Below are 18,846 nucleotides of genomic sequence, written 5' to 3'. Positions count from 1 at the left end.
GTGTTTTTAACTGTTATTTTTTAGCCACTCCTGAACTGCCAAAACCTCCTTCTCCGCGTTCTGTTTCTTCTAAGGTGTCTACCTCTTCCCAAGTTGCGGTTTCATGTTTGGCAATAACCATCTGAGCAATTCTGTCGCCATCATTTATGGTAAATTCTTCGGCCGATAAATTTACTAAAATTACTCCAATTTCTCCACGATAATCAGCGTCTATTGTTCCTGGAGTATTCAGAACGGTGATTCCGTTTTTTAGAGCAAGACCACTTCTAGGTCTTACTTGTGCTTCGTAACCTTCTGGCAATGAAATGAATAAACCTGTGCTGATTAATTTTCTCTCTAAAGATTTCAGCGTTATGGGTTCAGAAATGTTAGCATATAAATCCATTCCTGCAGAAAGTGCAGTTTGGTATTTTGGTAAAGCGTGTTTTGATTTGTTGATTACTTTTATGGTCATCTTTTTAAAATTCTTTTGATAATGGCTTGTTCCTTAAAGGCTACAAAACCTATGAATAATGCTAAAAATAAGTTCCCTACAATATAATTGGTTCTAAAATAATAAAACGAAATCATAGAAAGAGAAACCGAAATAAATAAGTATAATATAACTTTACCTGTGTTATAAGGAATAGGATATTTTATTCTTCCCCAAATGTAAGAAATTACCATCATACTCGTGAAGGTTACTAATGCAGCAGTTGCACTTGCCCAATATCCATATTCTGGAATAAAAAGAACGTTAATGAGCACTGTAATTGCTGCTCCGATGATAGAAATATATAAACCCACTCTAGTTTGGTCTGAAAGTTTGTACCAAATAGAAAGGTTAAGATAAATCCCTAAAAATAAAGCACCTAACATCACCATCGGAATTATTTCTATGCCTTCGTAGTAAAGTGGATTTCTCAAGTATTTTTCAGAAATCCATTGAAGATTTACCATCAATCCCATGTAAATTAAGCAATTACAAATTACGAAAACGTCCATCAAAACTGCATAAGTTTTGTGATTGTTTTTATCTTTGAAACTGCTGAAAAAATAAGGCTCAATTCCTAACTGATAAGCTTGCCTAATAACCGTAATAAAAGTGGCTATTTTGTAAACAGCGCCATAAACTCCAATCTGATGGCGTGCTTCTTTATCAGGAAGTAAATATTTAAGAAACTGTCTGTCAAGTGTTTGGTTTACAATTCCAGCCAAACCTGCAATCATTACTGGCCAAGAATAATTCATAATTCTTTTCCAAAGTTGAAAATCAAATTTTTTGATACTGAAATTAACAAACTCTTTGCCCACAATCGCCAAAGTCACAATACTCTGAACCAAATTGGCAATAAAAACGTAACCTACCCCAATTTCTGGATTATATTTTAGCCCAAGAATTCCCTCTGGAAATTTAGGCAACCATTTGATGAAAAATACCACTAGAAAAAAGTAAACCAATGAACCGATTACTTTAGAAAGCATATATTGTATAGGTCTTCCTTCGAGTCTTAAAACCGCTGAAGGAATTGTAGAAAACGCATCAAAAGATAAAATGAATAAGAAAATGACCAAAAAATTTACTTGGTCTGGTGTTTCAAAAGCGTTTGCTAATTCTTGTCTGAAAACATAACCTAAAATCAAATAAATGAACCCTACAGAAAGAATGCTAAGTGCAGTAGTAGAGATTAAGGTTTTTTTGTCAATATCATCTTCTTGAGCAAAACGAAAAAACGAAGTTTCCATTCCGTGTGTTAAAAAAACCGTAATAACTCCAGCAATAGAGTACCAATCTACAAATGGTGAAGATGCAGCTGGCCCAAATGCTCGTGTAACAATAGGAGCGATGAGAAAAGGAAAAATCCTTACTAATACTGAACTTAAGCCATAAATGGCAGTCTGTCCGAATAGTTTTTTATACAATTTTTTAGTGTTTTTAGATTGCAAAAGTAAAGATAAGATTTGAAATTTAATATTCTGGATTTTATAATTTTATTAAATCACTTTTTTAGAGACTTAAACTCAATATAAAAAGCCAAATTATTTTGACTTTAGTCAAAAGTTAGACTAAATTTGTATAAATCTAAAAGTAAAATGAAAACTTTAATTAAAAATGCACAAATCGTAAATGAAGGGAAGATTTTTAAATCTGATGTATTGATTGAAAATGATTTGATTGCAAAAATTTCATCAACTATTTCCGAAGAAAATGTAGATAAAATTATTGACGCCGAAAATTCTTTTCTTATTCCAGGGGTGATAGACGACCAAGTGCATTTTCGTGAGCCTGGTTTAACGCATAAAGGCGATATAGAAAGCGAATCAAAAGCAGCAATTGCAGGTGGAGTAACTAGTTTTATAGAACAACCGAACACCGTTCCCAATGCGGTAACGCAAGAGCTTTTAGAAGAAAAATACAAAATTGCTTCGGAGAAATCTTACGCCAATTATTCTTTTTCGATGGGCGGAACCAATGATAATTTAGAAGAAGTTCTGAAAACCAATCCGAAAAATGTAGCAGCCGTTAAACTATTTTTAGGCTCTTCTACAGGGAATATGTTGGTAGATAATCCCGAAATTTTGGAAGAAATCTTCTCTCAAGTAAAAATGCCGATTTGTGTGCATTGTGAAGATGAAGCTACCATCAGAAGAAATACAGAGATCTATAAAGAACAATACGGAGAAGATATTCCTGTGAAATTTCATCATCTCATCAGAAGCGAAGAAGCTTGTTATATATCAAGTTCAAAGGCAATTGAATTGGCAAAAAAAACTGGAGCGAGATTGCATATTTATCATCTTTCTACCGCAAAAGAAATGGAGCTTTTCCGAAATGATATTCCGTTAAAAGACAAAAAAATCACCGCGGAAGTTTGTGTGCATCATCTTCATTTTACCAATGAAGATTATGAAACCAAAGGTTCTTTAATCAAGTGGAACCCTGCCGTGAAAACAGAAAAAGATAAAAACGGACTTTGGGAAGCGCTTTTAGATGATAGAATTGATATTATTGCAACCGATCATGCTCCGCATACTTTGGAAGAGAAAGATAATAAATATTTGAAATGTCCTTCTGGAGCACCTTTGGTTCAATATTCTTTGCCGGTGATGTTTGAATATTTCAAAAAAGGAAAAATTACTTTAGAAAAAGTGGTTGAAAAAATGTGTCATAATCCTGCTATTTTATTCGAAATTGAAAAAAGAGGTTATGTAAGAGAAGGTTACAAAGCAGATTTGGTACTCATTAATCCTCAAGGAAAATCTACAGTTTCAAAAGAAAAAATTCTTTCAAAATGTGGTTGGAGTCCGCTAGAAAACGAGACTTTTCATTCAGAAATTACACATACATTCGTCAATGGTTTTCTTGCTTTCGAAAATGGTAAAGTTTCTCCTGAAAAACACGGAGAAAGGTTGTTGTTTGAACGATAAAATTCTTCTTTTTCAAAAAATATGAATGTTTAAGAAACATTTTAACATTTTTTGCGTCTAATAGAAAAAAATGAGTTCAATATGATTAGAAAGCTTACTTTGGCATTTGCTGCAGTCTTAGTTTCTGTGGCTGCTTTTGCCCAAAACCAGTTCCAGTGGAAAGAAGCTTCGAGTGGCGGTTACACCTATAAATATGTAACCAATGACCCAGCGAAAGCGCGTTTCTACACTTTGAAGAATGGTTTAACTGTTATTTTAAGTCCTACGAATAAGGATCCCAGAATTCAAGCCTATGTTGCCATTAAAGCAGGAAGTAAAACAGACCCTGCAACCAATACAGGTTTGGCACATTATTTAGAGCACATGTTGTTCAAAGGAACTGATAAATACGGTTCACTAGATTGGTCTAAAGAAAAAGTAGAATTAGAAAAAATAGACGCATTATACGAGCAATATAATTCTACTAAAGATGAAGTTCAAAGAAAAGCCATCTATAAAAAAATAGACTCAGTTTCTGGAGTTGCCGCAAAATATGCAATTGCAAACGAGTATGACAAAATGATGTCTGCAATGGGAGCTCAAGGAACCAATGCTTTTACAAGTTTTGAACAAACGGTTTATACAGATGATGTTCCTAGTGCTTCTCTAGATAAATATTTAGCAGTACAAGCAGAAAGATTCAGAAATCCTACACTTAGAATTTTCCACACTGAATTAGAAGCGGTTTATGAAGAAAAAAATAGAACGCTGGATAATGACGGAAGAAAAGTTTCTGAAACTTTATTCTCTAATCTTTTCAAAAAACATAACTACGGTTTACAAACAACCATTGGTACGGTAGAACACCTTAAAAACCCTTCTTTAGTTGAAATCAGAAAGTATTTTAATAAATATTACGTTCCTAATAACATGGGAATTATTCTTTCTGGTGATTTCAATCCAGATGAGGTAATTGCAAAAGTAGACAAGGCGTTTTCTTACATGCAACCAAAACCATTTGATAAATACACCTTCCAGCCAGAAGATGCTATTACGGCTCCAATTGTAAAAGAAATTGTAGGCCCAGATGCAGAAAACTTAACCATCGGTTACAGATTGCCAGGAAATAAAGATAAAGATGCTTTGTTAGCTGACTTAGTTGGTCAAATTTTAACCAACGGAAGAGCAGGTTTATTAGACCTGAATTTGGTTAAAAAACAAAAATTATTGAGAGCTTCAGCTTTCACTTATTCATTGATTGATTACGGAATTTTATATCTTTCTGCTGCACCAACTTCTGGTCAAAGTTTAGAAGATGTAAAAGCTTTGGTATTAAATGAAATCGAGAACCTTAAAAAAGGAAATTTTGATGACCAATTAATCACTTCTATCATCAATAACATCAAGAAAAACAAAATCTATGAAACCGAAAAATACGGTGATAGAGCTAGCGTTTTGATGGATGCTTTCACTTCAGAATTAGACTGGAGAGACCAAGTTGCTTATGTAAATGATTTGTCTAAAATCAAAAAAGAAGACATCGTAGCTTTTGCCAATAAATATTTTGGTGACAATTATGTAGCAGTTCTTAAAAGAAAAGGAGAATCTCCTGCGACTGTAAAAATTGAAAAACCATCAATTACACCAGTAGAAACCAATCCAGATAAGCAATCAGCATTTGTGAAAATGATTGATGAAATGCCTGCAACTGCTGCAAAACCAGTTTTCTTAGATTACAAAAAAGATATTCAGAAATCTAAATTAGGAAAAGCAGAAGTGCTTTACGTTCCAAACAAAGACAATGATATTTTCAGATTAAGCTACCGTTACAAAATCGGTTCTTTGAATGATAAAAAACAAAGTTTAGCTTCTCAATACATTCAGTTTTTAGGGACTGATAAAATGACTGCCGAAGAAATCTCAAAAGCATTCTACAAAATTGCATGTAGTTTTAATGTTTCTACAGGAGAAGAATACACTACGGTAAATATCGAAGGTTTACAAGAAAATTTCGAAAATGCAGTGAAATTGTACGAAGAGGTGGTAAATAATGTAAAAGCAGACGAAAAAGCTTTAGCTGCGCTAAAAGCAAGATTGAATAAAGCTAGAAAAGATGCTAAAGCAAATAAAGGTGCTATTTTACAAGGTTTAACTAGTTATGCGCTTTATGGTACTCAAAATAAATTCAACAATGTTTTGACGAATGAAGAACTGAATGCTGTAACCGCTCAAGAATTGGTAGACAGAATTAAAAATCTAAATAATTATGAGCAAACGGTAATTTATTACGGACCAGCTCCTATTTATAATTTTGTTTCTCAGTTGAAAACATTGCATCAAGTTCCTGCAAATTTTGCAGTAGCAGCTCCAGCAAAAACTTTCAAACAAGAAGTTCCTGCTAAAAATCAAGTGCTTTTTGCAGATTATGATATGGTTCAGGCAGAAACTAGATGGATTAGAAATACAGAAACCTACAATCCAGAAAAAACTACGATGGTTAATGTTTTCAATAACTATTTCGGTGGAGGTATGGGAAGTTTAGTATTCCAAACTATCAGAGAAAGTAAAGCTTTGGCTTACAGTACTTACGGATATTATGTTCAGCCACAGAAAAAAGACCAAGATTACTATTTATTAGGTTATGTAGGTTCTCAAGCAGATAAATTTAATGATGCTACGGTTGCCATGAACGAATTGCTAACCAAAATGCCAGAATTGACTAAAAATTTAGAATTGGCTAAAAATCAAGTGAAAAAAGATATTCAAACAGAGAGGATTACTCAAGATGGTATCATTTATAACTATTTAAACGCTAAAAATTTAGGTCTAAGTGATGACATTAGAAAGAAAATGTATGAAACGGTAGATAAAATTACGATGGCAGATGTTAAGAAATTCCACCAGAATTATTTCTCAGGAAAACCTTACACGTATGCAATTGTAGCTTCTGAAAAAAGAGTTTCTATGGATGATATGAAAAAACTAGGAGAAGTAAAAAAACTTTCTTTAGAAGAAATTTTCGGATACTAGAAATTTTCAAAATATTTTAAGAAAAGACCGCAATTTTGCGGTCTTTTTTTGTGAATTATCTTCTTTACATAACAGATTTTTTTCTCGGAATTTTATAAATGCTTACTTTTAAGAATTAATTTTAAACAAGACTTGTCATGAATATGTACACACAACCTATGCTTCAGGAGAACGCATTAAAAGATAAAGTAGCCATCGTTACTGGTGGTGGAAGTGGTTTGGGAAAAGCCATGACTAAATATTTTCTACAACTGGGAGCCAAAGTAGTGATCACTTCTAGAAATTTAGAAAAATTACAGGGGACAGCTGCAGAATTAGAAGCAGAAACTGGCGGAAAAGTACTTTGTGTTTCTTGTGATGTAAGAAATTGGGACGAAGTAGAAGCCATGAAAGAAGCTGCGATAAAAGAATTTGGTAGAATAGATATTTTGCTCAATAATGCTGCAGGAAATTTTATTTCACCAACCGAAAGATTGACGCATTCTGCTTTTGATTCTATTTTGGATATTGTTTTGAAAGGAACCAAAAACTGTACACTTTCTGTAGGAAAATATTGGATTGATAATAAAATTCCGGGAACTGTACTTAATATTGTTACTACTTATTCTTGGACGGGTTCTGCTTATGTAGTGCCTTCAGCTTGTGCGAAAGCAGGAGTTTTAGCGATGACCAGAAGTTTAGCTGTAGAGTGGGCGAAATATAATATTCGTTTTAACGCAATTGCACCAGGTCCATTCCCTACAAAAGGAGCCTGGGAAAGATTATTGCCGGGAGATTTAGCCGAAAAATTTGACATGAGAAAAAAAGTGCCATTGAGAAGAGTAGGAGAACATCAAGAATTAGCAAACTTGGCGGCGTATTTGGTTTCTGATTATTCAGCGTACATTAACGGAGAAGTAGTAACTATAGATGGTGGAGAATGGTTGCAAGGTGCTGGAGAATTTAATATGCTAGAACAAATTCCGCAAGAAATGTGGGATATGCTGGAAATGATGATAAAAGCAAAAAAGTCTAAATAGGATAAAGGATTTTTATTATATTTGGGAAAAATGCCATGAAAAAACTAATTATTTCCAATTTAATTGTATTTTCTTTAATCAGTTGTTCTAGTGATGGTTTGCAGAGTACTTCTGAAATAACTTCTTTAAACTATGATAATGGTTCTTTGGTAACAGGAAAAGTAAGCTCTACTGGAGTTCAAGCTCCTACCGGATTTTCTTTGAGTGAACTTGAAAATGGATATATAAACTTGGGTTTTTATTCATTTACGCATCCTACTATTCAAAATAGGAGACATTATATAGGAGATGATTTCGTAGTCCCAGGAAATGAAACTTGGAATATTGAAGAGTTTACATTTTATTTTTTCAAAGGGTTGGAAAATGATATTTTCCCTGTGAGTGCGGTTATGTTAGAAATTTATGATGGAGATCCAAGGTTAAATACTTCACGTAAGATTTTCGGGGATTTTCTACTAATTTATTTTTAAAATCTCAGGCTACAGATGTTTACAGGATTGCTTACAATTCTACTTCTCTAGCAGAAGCCCATCAGGTTTATAGTGTAAAAGCTAAAATTCCAAATTTAAATTTATCAAGTGGTCATTATTATTTTAAAATGACTACTAAATATGAAGGAGCGAACTTTTTTTATTTTGCACCACATTTACCTCAGAGTAAAATTAAAAATAATAATGGATTCTACTTCGTGGTAAATAATTTGAATGAAACCTATTTTACAACAGACCCAGATTCTAAATTTGATTTTCCTTTCTTAATAAATGGAACCAAAACTATAAATTAATCCCGAAAATTATTTTCGGGATTTTTAATTTTAAATACCTAATTTTATAGTCTCAAAAAAAGGCAATAATGTCGTGGAAAAATTATTTTAAGTTTCTACTATTTTTAAATTTGGTTTTCTTTGGAAGGATAAATTCTCAGACATGTGGAGGTTCTTTTGGAGCCCCTATTTTTATTGAAGATTTTGGAAGGGTAAATAATTCATTTCAAACGATTTCTCCAGCATTAGTGCCACCAGCTTTTACGAATTACATTTATTCATCTACATTTCCGCCAAATGACGGCCGTTATACAATTTCAAATACTACTGAATATTTATCATGGGGTTGGCAGAAATCATTAGATCATACCAATGATCCCTCTGGAACTTACGGAAATATGTTAGTGGTAAATGCAGATTATACTCCAGGAGAATTTTATAGAAGAAGAGTATCAAATTTATGTCCTAACCAAACCTACCTATTTTCTGCATGGATATTAAATATACATAGAGCAGGAGCGAATATCATAAAACCTAATGTTACGTTTCAAATTAGAAGTACTTCAGGAGCTATTATAAAATCATTTTCTACAGGAGATTTAAATGAAGAGAATGGAGAAGTATGGAAAAACTTTTCAACGGATTTTAAATCAGATCCTTCTTCATCTGAAGTAGATGTAGTTTTAATTAATAATTCACCAGGAGGAAACGGGAACGATCTGGCTATAGATGATATAAGTTTTTCGCCTTGTGGTCCATCAACTTCTATTACATCTACTTTAGGTAATATATTTACAACAGGGGTTTGTGATAATTCGCAAAATTTTATTCTTACAGCGCAGATGAGCGCAAATACTTTTCTAAATGTAAATTATATTTGGCAAAAAAGTTCTGATGGTGGAAATACTTGGATAAATTTAACTGGCGCAACAAGTAATCCTAATATTACCATTCCGGCAGGGAGTTATCAGAATAATGACCAATTCAGATTTATAGTAGGCGAGGCTGCAAATATTAATTTGACTTCTTGTAGGGTAATGTCTGGTGTTTCTACTGTTAAAATCAATGGTTATCCTAGTGCACCAAGCAATAGGAGTTTTAGTTTTTGTAAAAATTCTACCGCAACCCTCACGATTCCAGAAAATAATATACTTTGGTACACTTCTGCAACTGGTGGGGTAGGAAGTATAAATACTCCTATTATTGATACTTCTGTAGTTGGAACTAAAGATTTTTGGATTACCCAAACGGTAAATGGTTGTGAGAGTGCAAGAGCGAAAATTTCGGTTAATATTCTTGATAATCCATCGGCTCCTATCGTTTCAAACTATGAATTTTGTCAAAATTCCACTGCCGCATCTTTGTCAGCAGTCGGAACTGATTTGAAATGGTATACTAGTTTAACAGGAGGTACTGGGGATTCAGTCGCTCCAATTCCTAATACTTCAATTGCTGGAGATTTTTCTTTTTGGGTGTCACAAACGGTTAACGGCTGCGAAAGTGAAAGGACAGAAGTAAAAGTTAAAATTCTACAAGCTCCATTTTCCACTGTTTTAAAAGATACTTCTATTTGTGATGGAGAAAATATTGTTTTAGATGTTGGTGTTGGTTTTATTGCAGAATGGCAAACGGTTCCGCCAATAGTAAGTCAAACTTTACAAGTTTCAAGTCCTGGGCAATATTCTGTAAAACTTACAGATAGTAAAGGGTGTGTAGCTATTCAAACGGTAAATGTAAATCTAGGGGTTACTCCTGTAATTACTCAGGTTAAAAGTGGCGAGGATTTTCTAGAAATTATAGCAGAAAATGGTAATCCACCATATTTTTATTCATTAGATAATGTAAACTGGCAAACCTCCAATATCTTTAAAAATTTATCTGCGGGTATTTATCAGGTTTATGTGAAATCTCAGGTTAATAGCTGTACGGCAGTAGCTACTTCGGCGGTGCTTTTTATTCCAAATGCTTTCACGCCTAATCAAGATGGTTATAATGATGTTTGGAAGGTTTCTAATATAGAATTTTTCTCAAATGTGAAACTTAAGATTTTTGATAGATATGGGACTCAGGTTTTTACTGCAGAAAATTTGGTTAAATTTAATTGGGATGGATTATATAATGGTAGGCTTTTGCCTTCGGGAACTTATTGGTATGTACTGGAAATAGATGGTCATTATACCAGAACGGGTTGGATTCTTCTAAAAAACAGATAAAACAAAAAGCCGAATCATAGATTCGGCTTTTTTATTGATGTATAGAATTTTATAAATTTCTTAAACCTGCTCTTACACCTCCTGCAGCTACTACAGCTTGCATTCTGTCTCTTTGGCCTGCAGAGAACATATACATAGCAGAGTCATATACATAATCCATATAGTTCATGAACATAACAGATCTTTGTACACCACCACATGTATTGTATAAAGGATAGCTTGGTGATCCACCATTAGAACCAGTTTGAGTAGGAGTGTCAGCTACGAAATCGTTTCCACAAGTTGCATCTCCCCAGATATGACGAAGGTTTAAATAGTGACCTACTTCGTGAGTTGCAGTTCTACCTAGGTTATAAGGAGCGGTTGCACCAGTTACACCTGTGTATGGAGCAGCTAATACAACACCATCATTCCATAGACCAGCAGATTCTGGGAAAGTAGCATATCCTAAGATGCTTCCCATATCACCTACAACCCAAATGTTGAAATATTGTGTTGGATCTGTAGCGTCAATTCCTCCAGATGAAGTTTTTTTCATTGCGTCATTAGTTCTCCATGATCTTGTCTTAGTAGATTTTCTAACAGTTTTCACTAGTCTGAATCTTACTTTAGTATCACCTGCAGCTACTGAAGTAAATTCTGCTGGAATTTTACTAACGTCTGAGTTTGTTGCTCCAAAATCTTTGTTAAGAACGTTAATTTGTTCTGCGATTCTAGCGTCTGATAAATTTTCTGCAGTAGTTCTGTAAAGTAAATTTACAACCACAGGGATTTCTACAGTTCCATCAGCTAATACTCTTCCTAATTTCTTAGCTTGGATGAATTTTTCAGTTTTCGCTTCTAGGGCAGCGTATCTAGCTCTTGCGCCAGCATCACTTTTTAATAAGTTTGCTCTGATTTCTTCAGAAGGACAAGCCTTTCTAGAGGCAGTTGCAGTTCTAGCTGTGCTTTCTGATAAGCTAGCAGTTTCCTCAGTTGTGTTACATGCAGCTAACATTCCTAGCGCCATAACTCCGAATAATAATTTCTTCATATAAAATTAATTTTTAAATAAAATGTTTAATTCACAATTGCGAATATATAGAGTTGAAAATTATTGTACAATATTTTTTTGAAATTTTTTTTCAAAAATCCTTAATTTTTATTCATTATAATCATTTTATAATTGTGTTTTGAGTGTTAAAATAACTTAAATCTTTACGAATTATGTAATTTAAATGACTGTCTTTCAAAGCTATTTTTGGAATGTTGATAGGAAAAATTCCAGAAGATTTATTTTTTAGATAAAATTTTTGTAATGTTTTAAAAAAGAAAAATCCGCCTGAAAAAATTCCAGACGGATCTCCTATGAAAAACTTAAATGGTTAGTTATATATGAAAAATATGAATGTTATATTTCAACTGGTCGAAAAACCAGCCCGCTCTCTTCGAAATAATCTAGAGTAATTCTGTCGCCATCATTTATTTTCCCGGCTAGAATTTCTTTAGACAATCTGTTGAGCACTTCTTGTTGAAGAACTCTCTTCAGTGGTCTAGCTCCAAAAACTGGGTCATAACCTTTGTTCGTTAGATATTTTAAAGCATCTTCGGTTGCAGTTAAGATGATGTTTCTCTTTTCTAGCATTTGATTAAATCCTCTTAATTGGAAATTTACGATTTTACCAATTTCTGATTTGCTTAACGGTTGGAAAAGCACCACTTCATCTATTCTGTTTAAAAATTCAGGACGAAGAGATTGTTTCAATAGTCCGAAAACTTCTTCTTTGGTTGCTTCTAAAGTTTCAAAATCGATATTGTCATCTTTGTCGCGCTGTGCAGCGTCAAAACGTTCCTGAATAATATGCGAACCAAGGTTGGAAGTCATAATAATGATAGAATTTTTAAAATTCACCACTCGTCCTTTATTATCGGTTAATCTTCCATCGTCTAAAACTTGTAAAAGCGTATTGAAAACATCTGGATGCGCTTTTTCTATTTCGTCCAAAAGCACCACAGAATACGGTCTTCTTCTTACGGCTTCGGTTAATTGCCCACCTTCGTCATAACCTACATAACCTGGAGGCGCACCAACTAATCTAGAAACTGAGTGTCTTTCTTGATATTCACTCATGTCTATTCTGGTCATGTTGTTCTCATCGTCGAATAGGAATTCTGCCAAAGCTTTTGCCAATTCTGTTTTACCAACGCCAGTGGTTCCAAGGAATAGGAAACTTCCGATAGGTTTTTTCTCGTCATTTAATCCTGCTCTATTTCTTCTAATGGCATCTGCAACTGCAGTGGTAGCTTCTTCTTGACCTACTACTCTGTGGTGGAGTTCGGTTTCTAGATTTAGTAATTTTTCTCTTTCAGATTGAAGTAATTTGGTAACTGGGATCCCAGTCCATTTTGCAATGACTTCTGAAATGTTTTCGGCGGTTACCTCTTCTTTGATAAGTTCATTCTGATGATTTTGCATTTCGAGTTCTAATTTTTTCAAATCTTCCTCTTTTTCTCTGAGTTTACCGTATTGTATTTCGGCAACTTTTGCGTAATCACCAACTCTGGAAGCTCTTTCTGCTTCTAATTTCAGAGATTCTATTTCTTTTTTAATGGCGGTTAAATCTTCTGATTTTTGTTTTTCGCCAAGCCATTTTGCATGAATTTCGTTTCTTTGTTCCTGAATTTTTGCAATATCTTCTTTCAGATGATTGATTTTCAATTCATTTTTCTCTCTAGAAATTGCTGCGAGTTCTATTTCTAACTGCATTAATTTTCTGTCAAGAACATCTAATTCTTCAGGTTTAGAATTGATTTCCATTCTCAGTTTTGCTGAAGCTTCATCTATTAAATCGATGGCTTTATCTGGTAAAAATCTGTCTGAAATATATCTTTGAGACATTTCTACAGCAGCAATAATGGCTTCGTCTTTTATTCTTACTTTATGATGCGCTTCGTACTTATCTTTAATTCCTCTCAAGATAGAAATCGCAGATTCTGTGTCTGGTTCTTCTACCATTACTTTTTGGAAACGTCTTTCTAAAGCTTTATCTTTTTCAAAATATTTTTGATATTCGTTTAAAGTAGTTGCGCCCACTGCTCTGAGTTCTCCTCTTGCTAGTGCGGGTTTTAAAATATTAGCAGCATCCATTGCGCCTTCTCCACCACCAGCTCCTACTAAAGTGTGAATTTCATCGATGAAGAGAATGATTTGTCCATCACTTTTGATGACTTCATTCACTACAGATTTCAAACGCTCCTCGAATTCACCTTTGTATTTTGCACCAGCAATTAATGCGCCCATATCTAGTGAATAAATGGTTTTATCCATTAGGTTTTCAGGAACATCACCACTAATGATTCTGTGAGCAATTCCTTCTGCAATAGCGGTTTTACCTACACCTGGTTCACCAATCAGAATTGGGTTGTTTTTGTTTCTTCTTGATAAAATTTGTAAAACTCTTCTTATTTCTTCGTCTCTACCAATTACAGGGTCTAGTTTTCCTTCTGCGGCGAGCTCGTTGAAATTTTTAGCATATTTATTTAAACTTTGATAGGTTTCTTCTGAACTTGCCGAAGTTGCTTTGCTTCCTTTTCTCAATTCTTTGATAGCGGTTTCTAATGAGTTTTTAGTCACTCCAGAATCTTTCAAAATTTTAGAAACTTCAGAATTTACATCTAAAAGTGAAAGCCAAAGATGCTCAATGGTTACGTATTCATCGCCCATTTTTTTGGCAATATTTGGAGCGTCTAATAGAATTTTATTTGCTGATTGAGAAAGATAAATGTTTCCACCTTCTACTTTTGGAAGTTTTTCTAAAGCTTCACGGTTTTTTTCTCTTATAAGATTAAGGTCTGCTTCTGATTTTTTCATTAAGAAAGCAGAAATATTTTCATCTACTTGAAGAATACCTTCTAATAAATGTTGTGGTTCAATGCTTTGATGGCCAAAATCCAGCGCAATTTGTTGTGCTTTTTGAATGGCTTCTTGTGATTTTGTGGTATATTGGTTTAAGTTCATATTAATGGTTTTGATTGGTATGCTTCAAAATGTATTCTAAAGTATTTTTCAAGTCAAAATTTCCTGATTTCTATAATTTTCAAAAAAATTAGAGACAAAATTTCTGATTTCGAAATTTTTCTAATATTGGAAATTGAAAGAATTTCTGAAGTATGTTTTGATGTTTAATAATCAATAGTTTTAAAAATTATTTATTTTATGATGAAATGCGTATTTTTTTAAAAGTTTTATATTGTATATTTGTATAAACGCCTACGCAAATGAAACATCTCACCCCTAGGCAACAGGAGATACTTAATGTAGCTCTTGATTTGTTCCACAAAAGAGGTTATGCAGATACCTCAATGAGAGATATTGCAGAAGTGATGAATGTAAAAGCTGCATCACTTTATGCTCACATTAAGTCAAAAGAAGAAATAATGGAGTGGATTTGTGAAGATGTACGTAACAGACTTATGCAGAAAAACGCTGAGATTAATACTCCAGGTTTGTCATATGTAGATAAAATAAGGATATTGGTAACCAATCATTTAGAGGCTATGTTCTATAATGTAAAATCCTATGATGTTTTTTTTACCAATATTTATAGATTAAAAGTAGATTTTAAAGAACAAAACAAATATTTTCAAATCATTATTTCTTACAGAGATTTTTCTGGTCAAATAATTAAAAATTACTTAACCTCTCTAGGAGTAAAAGATGATGATGAATTAGAATTAACTACTAAGCTCGCCCTAAGTGTTTTAAATAATGTGTATAGGCATATTCCAGAAGAAAATTTTGATTTAAAAAAACACTACCATTTTCTCTCAAGTATGCTACTTTATGGCGCTATTGGGAAAAAATAAATTTATCTTTTATTTTTCGCATAAAATATTATATTTGTTGACCTCGGGTTACTTCCGAAGAAATGAATTGATATGAACCATTTTTATACATTAAAAGTAGCTAGAATTCAGAAGGTTACAAATGAAGCGGTAAAAATTACCTTCGAAATACCTTCTACAATACAAGATAAATTTAAATTTAAACAGGGGCAATATCTTAACCTCAAGTTTAATTTTGGTGAAGAAGAGTTTCGCCGTTCCTATTCTATCATAGATGCTCCTTCAGAAAATTCTCAAACGCTTTCCATTTTAGTTAAACAGATGGAAAACGGTACTATTTCTACCTATCTTAATCAAAATCTTAAAGAAAATGATGAGGTAGAAGTGCAACAACCTATGGGAAACTTCTGTACGAATTATCACGCGTCTAATCACAAAAACTATGTAGGAATAGCAGCAGGAAGCGGTATTTCTCCAGTTTTGTCTAATCTCAAAGAAGCATTATTTCAAGAGCCAAATGCTAAAGTTTTATTGTTTTTTGGCAATAAAGACTCTCAAAATATTTTACTCAAAGAAGAATTAGATGCCTTGAAAGAGCAATTCCCAGAGAGATTTCAGGTTACGTATATTTTGAGTAGAGAGCCACAAGAAGATGCTCTTTTTGAAGGAAGAATCACTATTGAAAAGCTAGGCCAACTTTTAGATAAAAATTTCGAAATAAAACCAGAAGATTCTACGTTTTTCATTTGTGGACCAACCGAAATGATTAAGTCCACTTCGGATTTTCTGAAAAAAGAAAGAAAAGTTCCTGCATTGCAGGTTTTATATGAATATTTCTCTGCTCCAGATGATGAAGATAATGCAGAAATGAGCGAGGAATTCAAGAAAATACCCAACTTAGAAAGTTTTGTAACGCTGATTATAGATGATGATGAGTATTCTATTCATCTCAATTCTAAAAAAGAAAGTATTTTAGATAAAGCATTGAAAGAAAACTTACCAGTTCCGTTTGCATGTAAAGGCGGTGTTTGTTGCACCTGCAAAGCTCAAGTGATGGAAGGTGAGGTTTTTATGGAAAAAAACTTTGCGCTTACCGAAGACGAAGTCGCAAGAGGTTTTGTATTAACTTGTCAGTGTCACCCTACTACCAATATTGTTATGCTGAACTATGATGTATAATTCATTCTAAAAAATTTAAAAAAATGGTCAATTGGAAATTCGCAAAAGCCATCGATGAAAACGAAGAGTTTAAAATAAATGGCACAAACATTTGGAATTATTATTGGCATTGTGTCAACAAAAAAGTAGAAGTAAAAGGACCTTATGAAGGGCAAGTTTACTTTTTCAAAGAGTATGAAATTACCAACGGAGACCAAAAAATAAACTTCGTTGCAGGAGAATTTGTAAATTCTAAAGTAGGGATTTATATAAAAGACGATTTAAGCGACGGAAAACTATAATTTTTTGCCAAAGGCAAAATTTGCGTCTTACAAACATTAAAATTTTTAAAAATTATTTTGCGCCTTTGCGTTACAAAATATGGATACAGAAAAATTTTTACAATACGTTCAAGCCGAAAATAAGGTAGAACCCAAAGATATGATGCCAGAAGATTACAGAAAACTTCTGGTAAGACAGATTTCGCAACATGCTCATTCTGAAGTAGTCGGAATGTTACCAGAAGCCAATTGGATTACCAGGGCGCCAAGTTTGAGAAGAAAAATGGCACTTTTGGCAAAAATTCAAGACGAGGCAGGTCACGGTTTGTACTTATATGCCGCTACAGAAACGCTGAACAACGGAGAAATAGCCGCAGACAGAGATTCTACTTATAATGATATGCTTTCTGGAAAAGCCAAATATTCTAGTATTTTTAATTATCCAGCATTAAGTTGGGCAGATATTGGAGCGATTGGCTGGTTGGTAGACGGTGCTGCCATTATGAATCAAGTAATGTTGATGGGAAATTCTTACGGTCCTTATTCCAGAGCTATGCTCAGAATTTGTAAAGAAGAATCTTTTCACCAAAGACAAGGCTACGAAATTCTGATGACGCTTTGCCGTGGGACCAAAGAACAGAAACAATTGGCTCAAGATGCATTAGATAGATTTTGGTGGCCAGCTTTGATGATGTTCGGTCCGAATGATGATGCTTCTCCTAATTCTCAAAAATCAATGAATTACCGAGTAAAAAGAGAAAGTAACGATTCACTCCGCCAAAGATTTGTAGATGTTACCGTTCCTCAAGCAGAGTTTTTAGGACTGAAAGTTCCAGATAAAAATTTAAAATGGAACGAAGAAACACAGCACTATGATTTTGGCGATTTACCTTGGGATGAATTTAATGAAATCTTAAAAGGAAACGGACCGTGCAATAAAAAACGCCTCGAAACCAAAAGAAAAGCACAAGCAGAAAACGCTTGGGTAAAAGAAGCTGCAATTACGTATGCTGCAAAAGTTTCTGAAAATTCTACTCAAACTCAACCTTAATCTCAACCTAAAATATATGAGCAATTTAGATATGTGGGAAGTTTTTATCCAAACCAAACCAGGACTTTCTCATAAACACGCAGGAACGGTTCAAGCGCCAACTGCAGAACTGGCACTTCAAAACGCTAGAGACGTTTATACAAGACGCGGAGAAGGAACTTCTATTTGGGTAGTTCCCAGCAAATATGTGGTAACAAGTGAAGGGATAGACAAAGAAGCATTCTTTGATCCTGCAGATGATAAACTCTATCGTCATCCTACTTTTTACCAAATTCCTAATGATGTGAAGAATATGTAAAACAGACAATTAGATTCAAGTATCAAGATGTAAGACTTTTTATCTTGGTTCTTGGTTCTTATTTTTTGATTCTAAAAAAATGAAAAACTACCTCCTAAAACTCGCAGATGATTCCCTGATAATGGGGCAAAGATTGGCAGAATGGTGCGGAAAAGGTCCGTACTTGGAAGAAGATATTGCGGTCATTAACATCGCTCTTGATCAATTGGGGCAAGCCAATAATTTCTATAATTTAGCAGCAAATTTATTTAATGACGGCAGAACTGCAGATGATTTTGCCATGCTTCGTGTGGAAAAAGAATACCTCAATGCACAATTGGTAGAATTACCAAACGGTGATTATGCCAATACCATTATGAAGGCTTATTTCTTTGCCGTTTATCAAAAATTATTGTATGAAAATTTAAGCAATTCTGCAGATGAAGACCTGAGAGCCATTGCTCAAAAATCTCTGAAAGAAGTAAAATATCACTATACACATACTGAAACTTGGATGCGCATTTTTGCTCAAGGAACTGAAGAAAGCCGAAAAAGAATAGAAGCGGCTCTCGAAAATCTTTGGGAATACACAGGTGGACTTTTTGATGAAGTAGAAGAAGAGGAAAATTTGGTGGCACTGAATTTAACTCCTGCTTCCAAACAACTTCATGAAGAATGGAAAGCTAAAATCGCAGAAGATTTTGCCAAATTTGGTTTAGAAATTCCTGCTTCAGAATTTATGCAAAAAGGAAGCAGAAAAGGAATTCACACCGAATATTTTGGGTATATTTTGTGTGAATTACAGTATATGCAAAGAACCTATCCAAATTGTGTTTGGTAGAA

16 protein-coding genes are annotated in these 18,846 nt (G+C 33.8%); 12 read left to right on the top strand and 4 right to left on the bottom strand.

Going from position 1 to position 18,846, the window contains the following annotated elements; translation table 11 throughout:
• Positions 1–13: 13 nt before the first annotated feature.
• Both dut and N7277_RS01390 read right to left on the bottom strand, forming a co-directional pair.
• Positions 14–454: a dUTP diphosphatase gene (gene dut, locus N7277_RS01395; RefSeq protein WP_274779998.1), complete on the bottom strand. Its 441-nt coding sequence runs from the start codon at positions 452–454 to the stop codon at positions 14–16.
• Entirely contained in the window at positions 451–1,902 is a 1,452-nt protein-coding gene (locus tag N7277_RS01390; protein ID WP_274779997.1) for a lipopolysaccharide biosynthesis protein, read from the bottom strand. The genes dut and N7277_RS01390 overlap by 4 nt, the downstream gene beginning before the upstream one ends.
• A 171-nt stretch (positions 1,903–2,073) precedes the next feature.
• Between N7277_RS01390 and N7277_RS01385 the strand changes: the two genes are divergently transcribed.
• The 6 genes from N7277_RS01385 to N7277_RS01360 all read left to right on the top strand — a co-directional run bounded on the left by N7277_RS01385 (position 2,074) and on the right by N7277_RS01360 (position 10,412).
• Positions 2,074–3,408, top strand: coding sequence for a dihydroorotase (locus N7277_RS01385; protein ID WP_274779996.1), 1,335 nt, complete (start codon positions 2,074–2,076; stop codon positions 3,406–3,408).
• Between the two features lie 81 nt (positions 3,409–3,489).
• Positions 3,490–6,417 (top strand): M16 family metallopeptidase, encoded by a 2,928-nt coding sequence (locus N7277_RS01380; RefSeq protein ID WP_274779995.1) that lies wholly within the window; start codon positions 3,490–3,492, stop codon positions 6,415–6,417.
• 137 nt (positions 6,418–6,554) lie between these two features.
• Positions 6,555–7,436, top strand: a complete 882-nt coding sequence (locus N7277_RS01375) for an SDR family oxidoreductase (RefSeq protein WP_274779994.1) — start codon at positions 6,555–6,557, stop codon at positions 7,434–7,436.
• A gap of 35 nt (positions 7,437–7,471) precedes the next feature.
• Positions 7,472–7,906, top strand: a complete 435-nt coding sequence (locus N7277_RS01370) for a hypothetical protein (protein WP_274779993.1) — start codon at positions 7,472–7,474, stop codon at positions 7,904–7,906.
• Between the two features lie 128 nt (positions 7,907–8,034).
• Complete coding sequence (locus N7277_RS01365; RefSeq protein WP_274779992.1) at positions 8,035–8,220, top strand: hypothetical protein; 186 nt, start codon at positions 8,035–8,037, stop codon at positions 8,218–8,220.
• A 68-nt stretch (positions 8,221–8,288) separates the two neighbouring features.
• Entirely contained in the window at positions 8,289–10,412 is a 2,124-nt protein-coding gene (locus N7277_RS01360) for a T9SS type B sorting domain-containing protein (RefSeq protein ID WP_274779991.1), read from the top strand.
• A 49-nt stretch (positions 10,413–10,461) separates the two neighbouring features.
• Here N7277_RS01360 and N7277_RS01355 read toward each other — a convergent pair whose 3' ends face one another.
• Positions 10,462–11,445 carry a zinc metalloprotease gene (locus N7277_RS01355; RefSeq protein WP_274779990.1) on the bottom strand — a complete coding sequence of 328 codons (984 nt, stop codon included), beginning with the start codon at positions 11,443–11,445 and terminating at the stop codon, positions 10,462–10,464.
• A 357-nt stretch (positions 11,446–11,802) separates the two neighbouring features.
• Entirely contained in the window at positions 11,803–14,409 is a 2,607-nt protein-coding gene (clpB, locus tag N7277_RS01350; RefSeq protein WP_274779989.1) for an ATP-dependent chaperone ClpB, read from the bottom strand.
• Between the two features lie 260 nt (positions 14,410–14,669).
• Between clpB and N7277_RS01345 the strand changes: the two genes are divergently transcribed.
• The 6 genes from N7277_RS01345 to paaC all read left to right on the top strand — a co-directional run bounded on the left by N7277_RS01345 (position 14,670) and on the right by paaC (position 18,844).
• Positions 14,670–15,257 (top strand): TetR/AcrR family transcriptional regulator, encoded by a 588-nt coding sequence (locus N7277_RS01345; RefSeq protein WP_274779988.1) that lies wholly within the window; start codon positions 14,670–14,672, stop codon positions 15,255–15,257.
• A 72-nt stretch (positions 15,258–15,329) separates the two neighbouring features.
• A complete protein-coding gene (locus N7277_RS01340; RefSeq protein WP_274779987.1) occupies positions 15,330–16,415 on the top strand; it encodes a 2Fe-2S iron-sulfur cluster-binding protein in 1,086 nt (361 codons plus the stop codon).
• Positions 16,416–16,438: 23 nt separating this feature from the next.
• Positions 16,439–16,696 (top strand): hypothetical protein, encoded by a 258-nt coding sequence (locus N7277_RS01335; RefSeq protein ID WP_274779986.1) that lies wholly within the window; start codon positions 16,439–16,441, stop codon positions 16,694–16,696.
• A 79-nt stretch (positions 16,697–16,775) separates the two neighbouring features.
• Positions 16,776–17,726, top strand: coding sequence for a 1,2-phenylacetyl-CoA epoxidase subunit PaaA (paaA, locus tag N7277_RS01330; protein WP_274779985.1), 951 nt, complete (start codon positions 16,776–16,778; stop codon positions 17,724–17,726).
• A 16-nt stretch (positions 17,727–17,742) separates the two neighbouring features.
• Positions 17,743–18,024 carry a 1,2-phenylacetyl-CoA epoxidase subunit PaaB gene (paaB, locus tag N7277_RS01325; RefSeq protein WP_069800659.1) on the top strand — a complete coding sequence of 94 codons (282 nt, stop codon included), beginning with the start codon at positions 17,743–17,745 and terminating at the stop codon, positions 18,022–18,024.
• 79 nt (positions 18,025–18,103) lie between these two features.
• The gene (gene paaC / locus N7277_RS01320) at positions 18,104–18,844 is read left to right on the top strand and encodes a 1,2-phenylacetyl-CoA epoxidase subunit PaaC (protein WP_274779984.1); all 741 of its coding nucleotides are present in this window, start codon (positions 18,104–18,106) and stop codon (positions 18,842–18,844) included.
• Positions 18,845–18,846 lie beyond the last annotated feature (2 nt).

Origin of the sequence: Cloacibacterium sp. TD35, assembly GCF_028864635.1 — a bacterium.
GTDB lineage: Bacteria > Bacteroidota > Bacteroidia > Flavobacteriales > Weeksellaceae > Cloacibacterium.
This window is presented reverse-complemented; position numbering and strand designations above follow the sequence as displayed.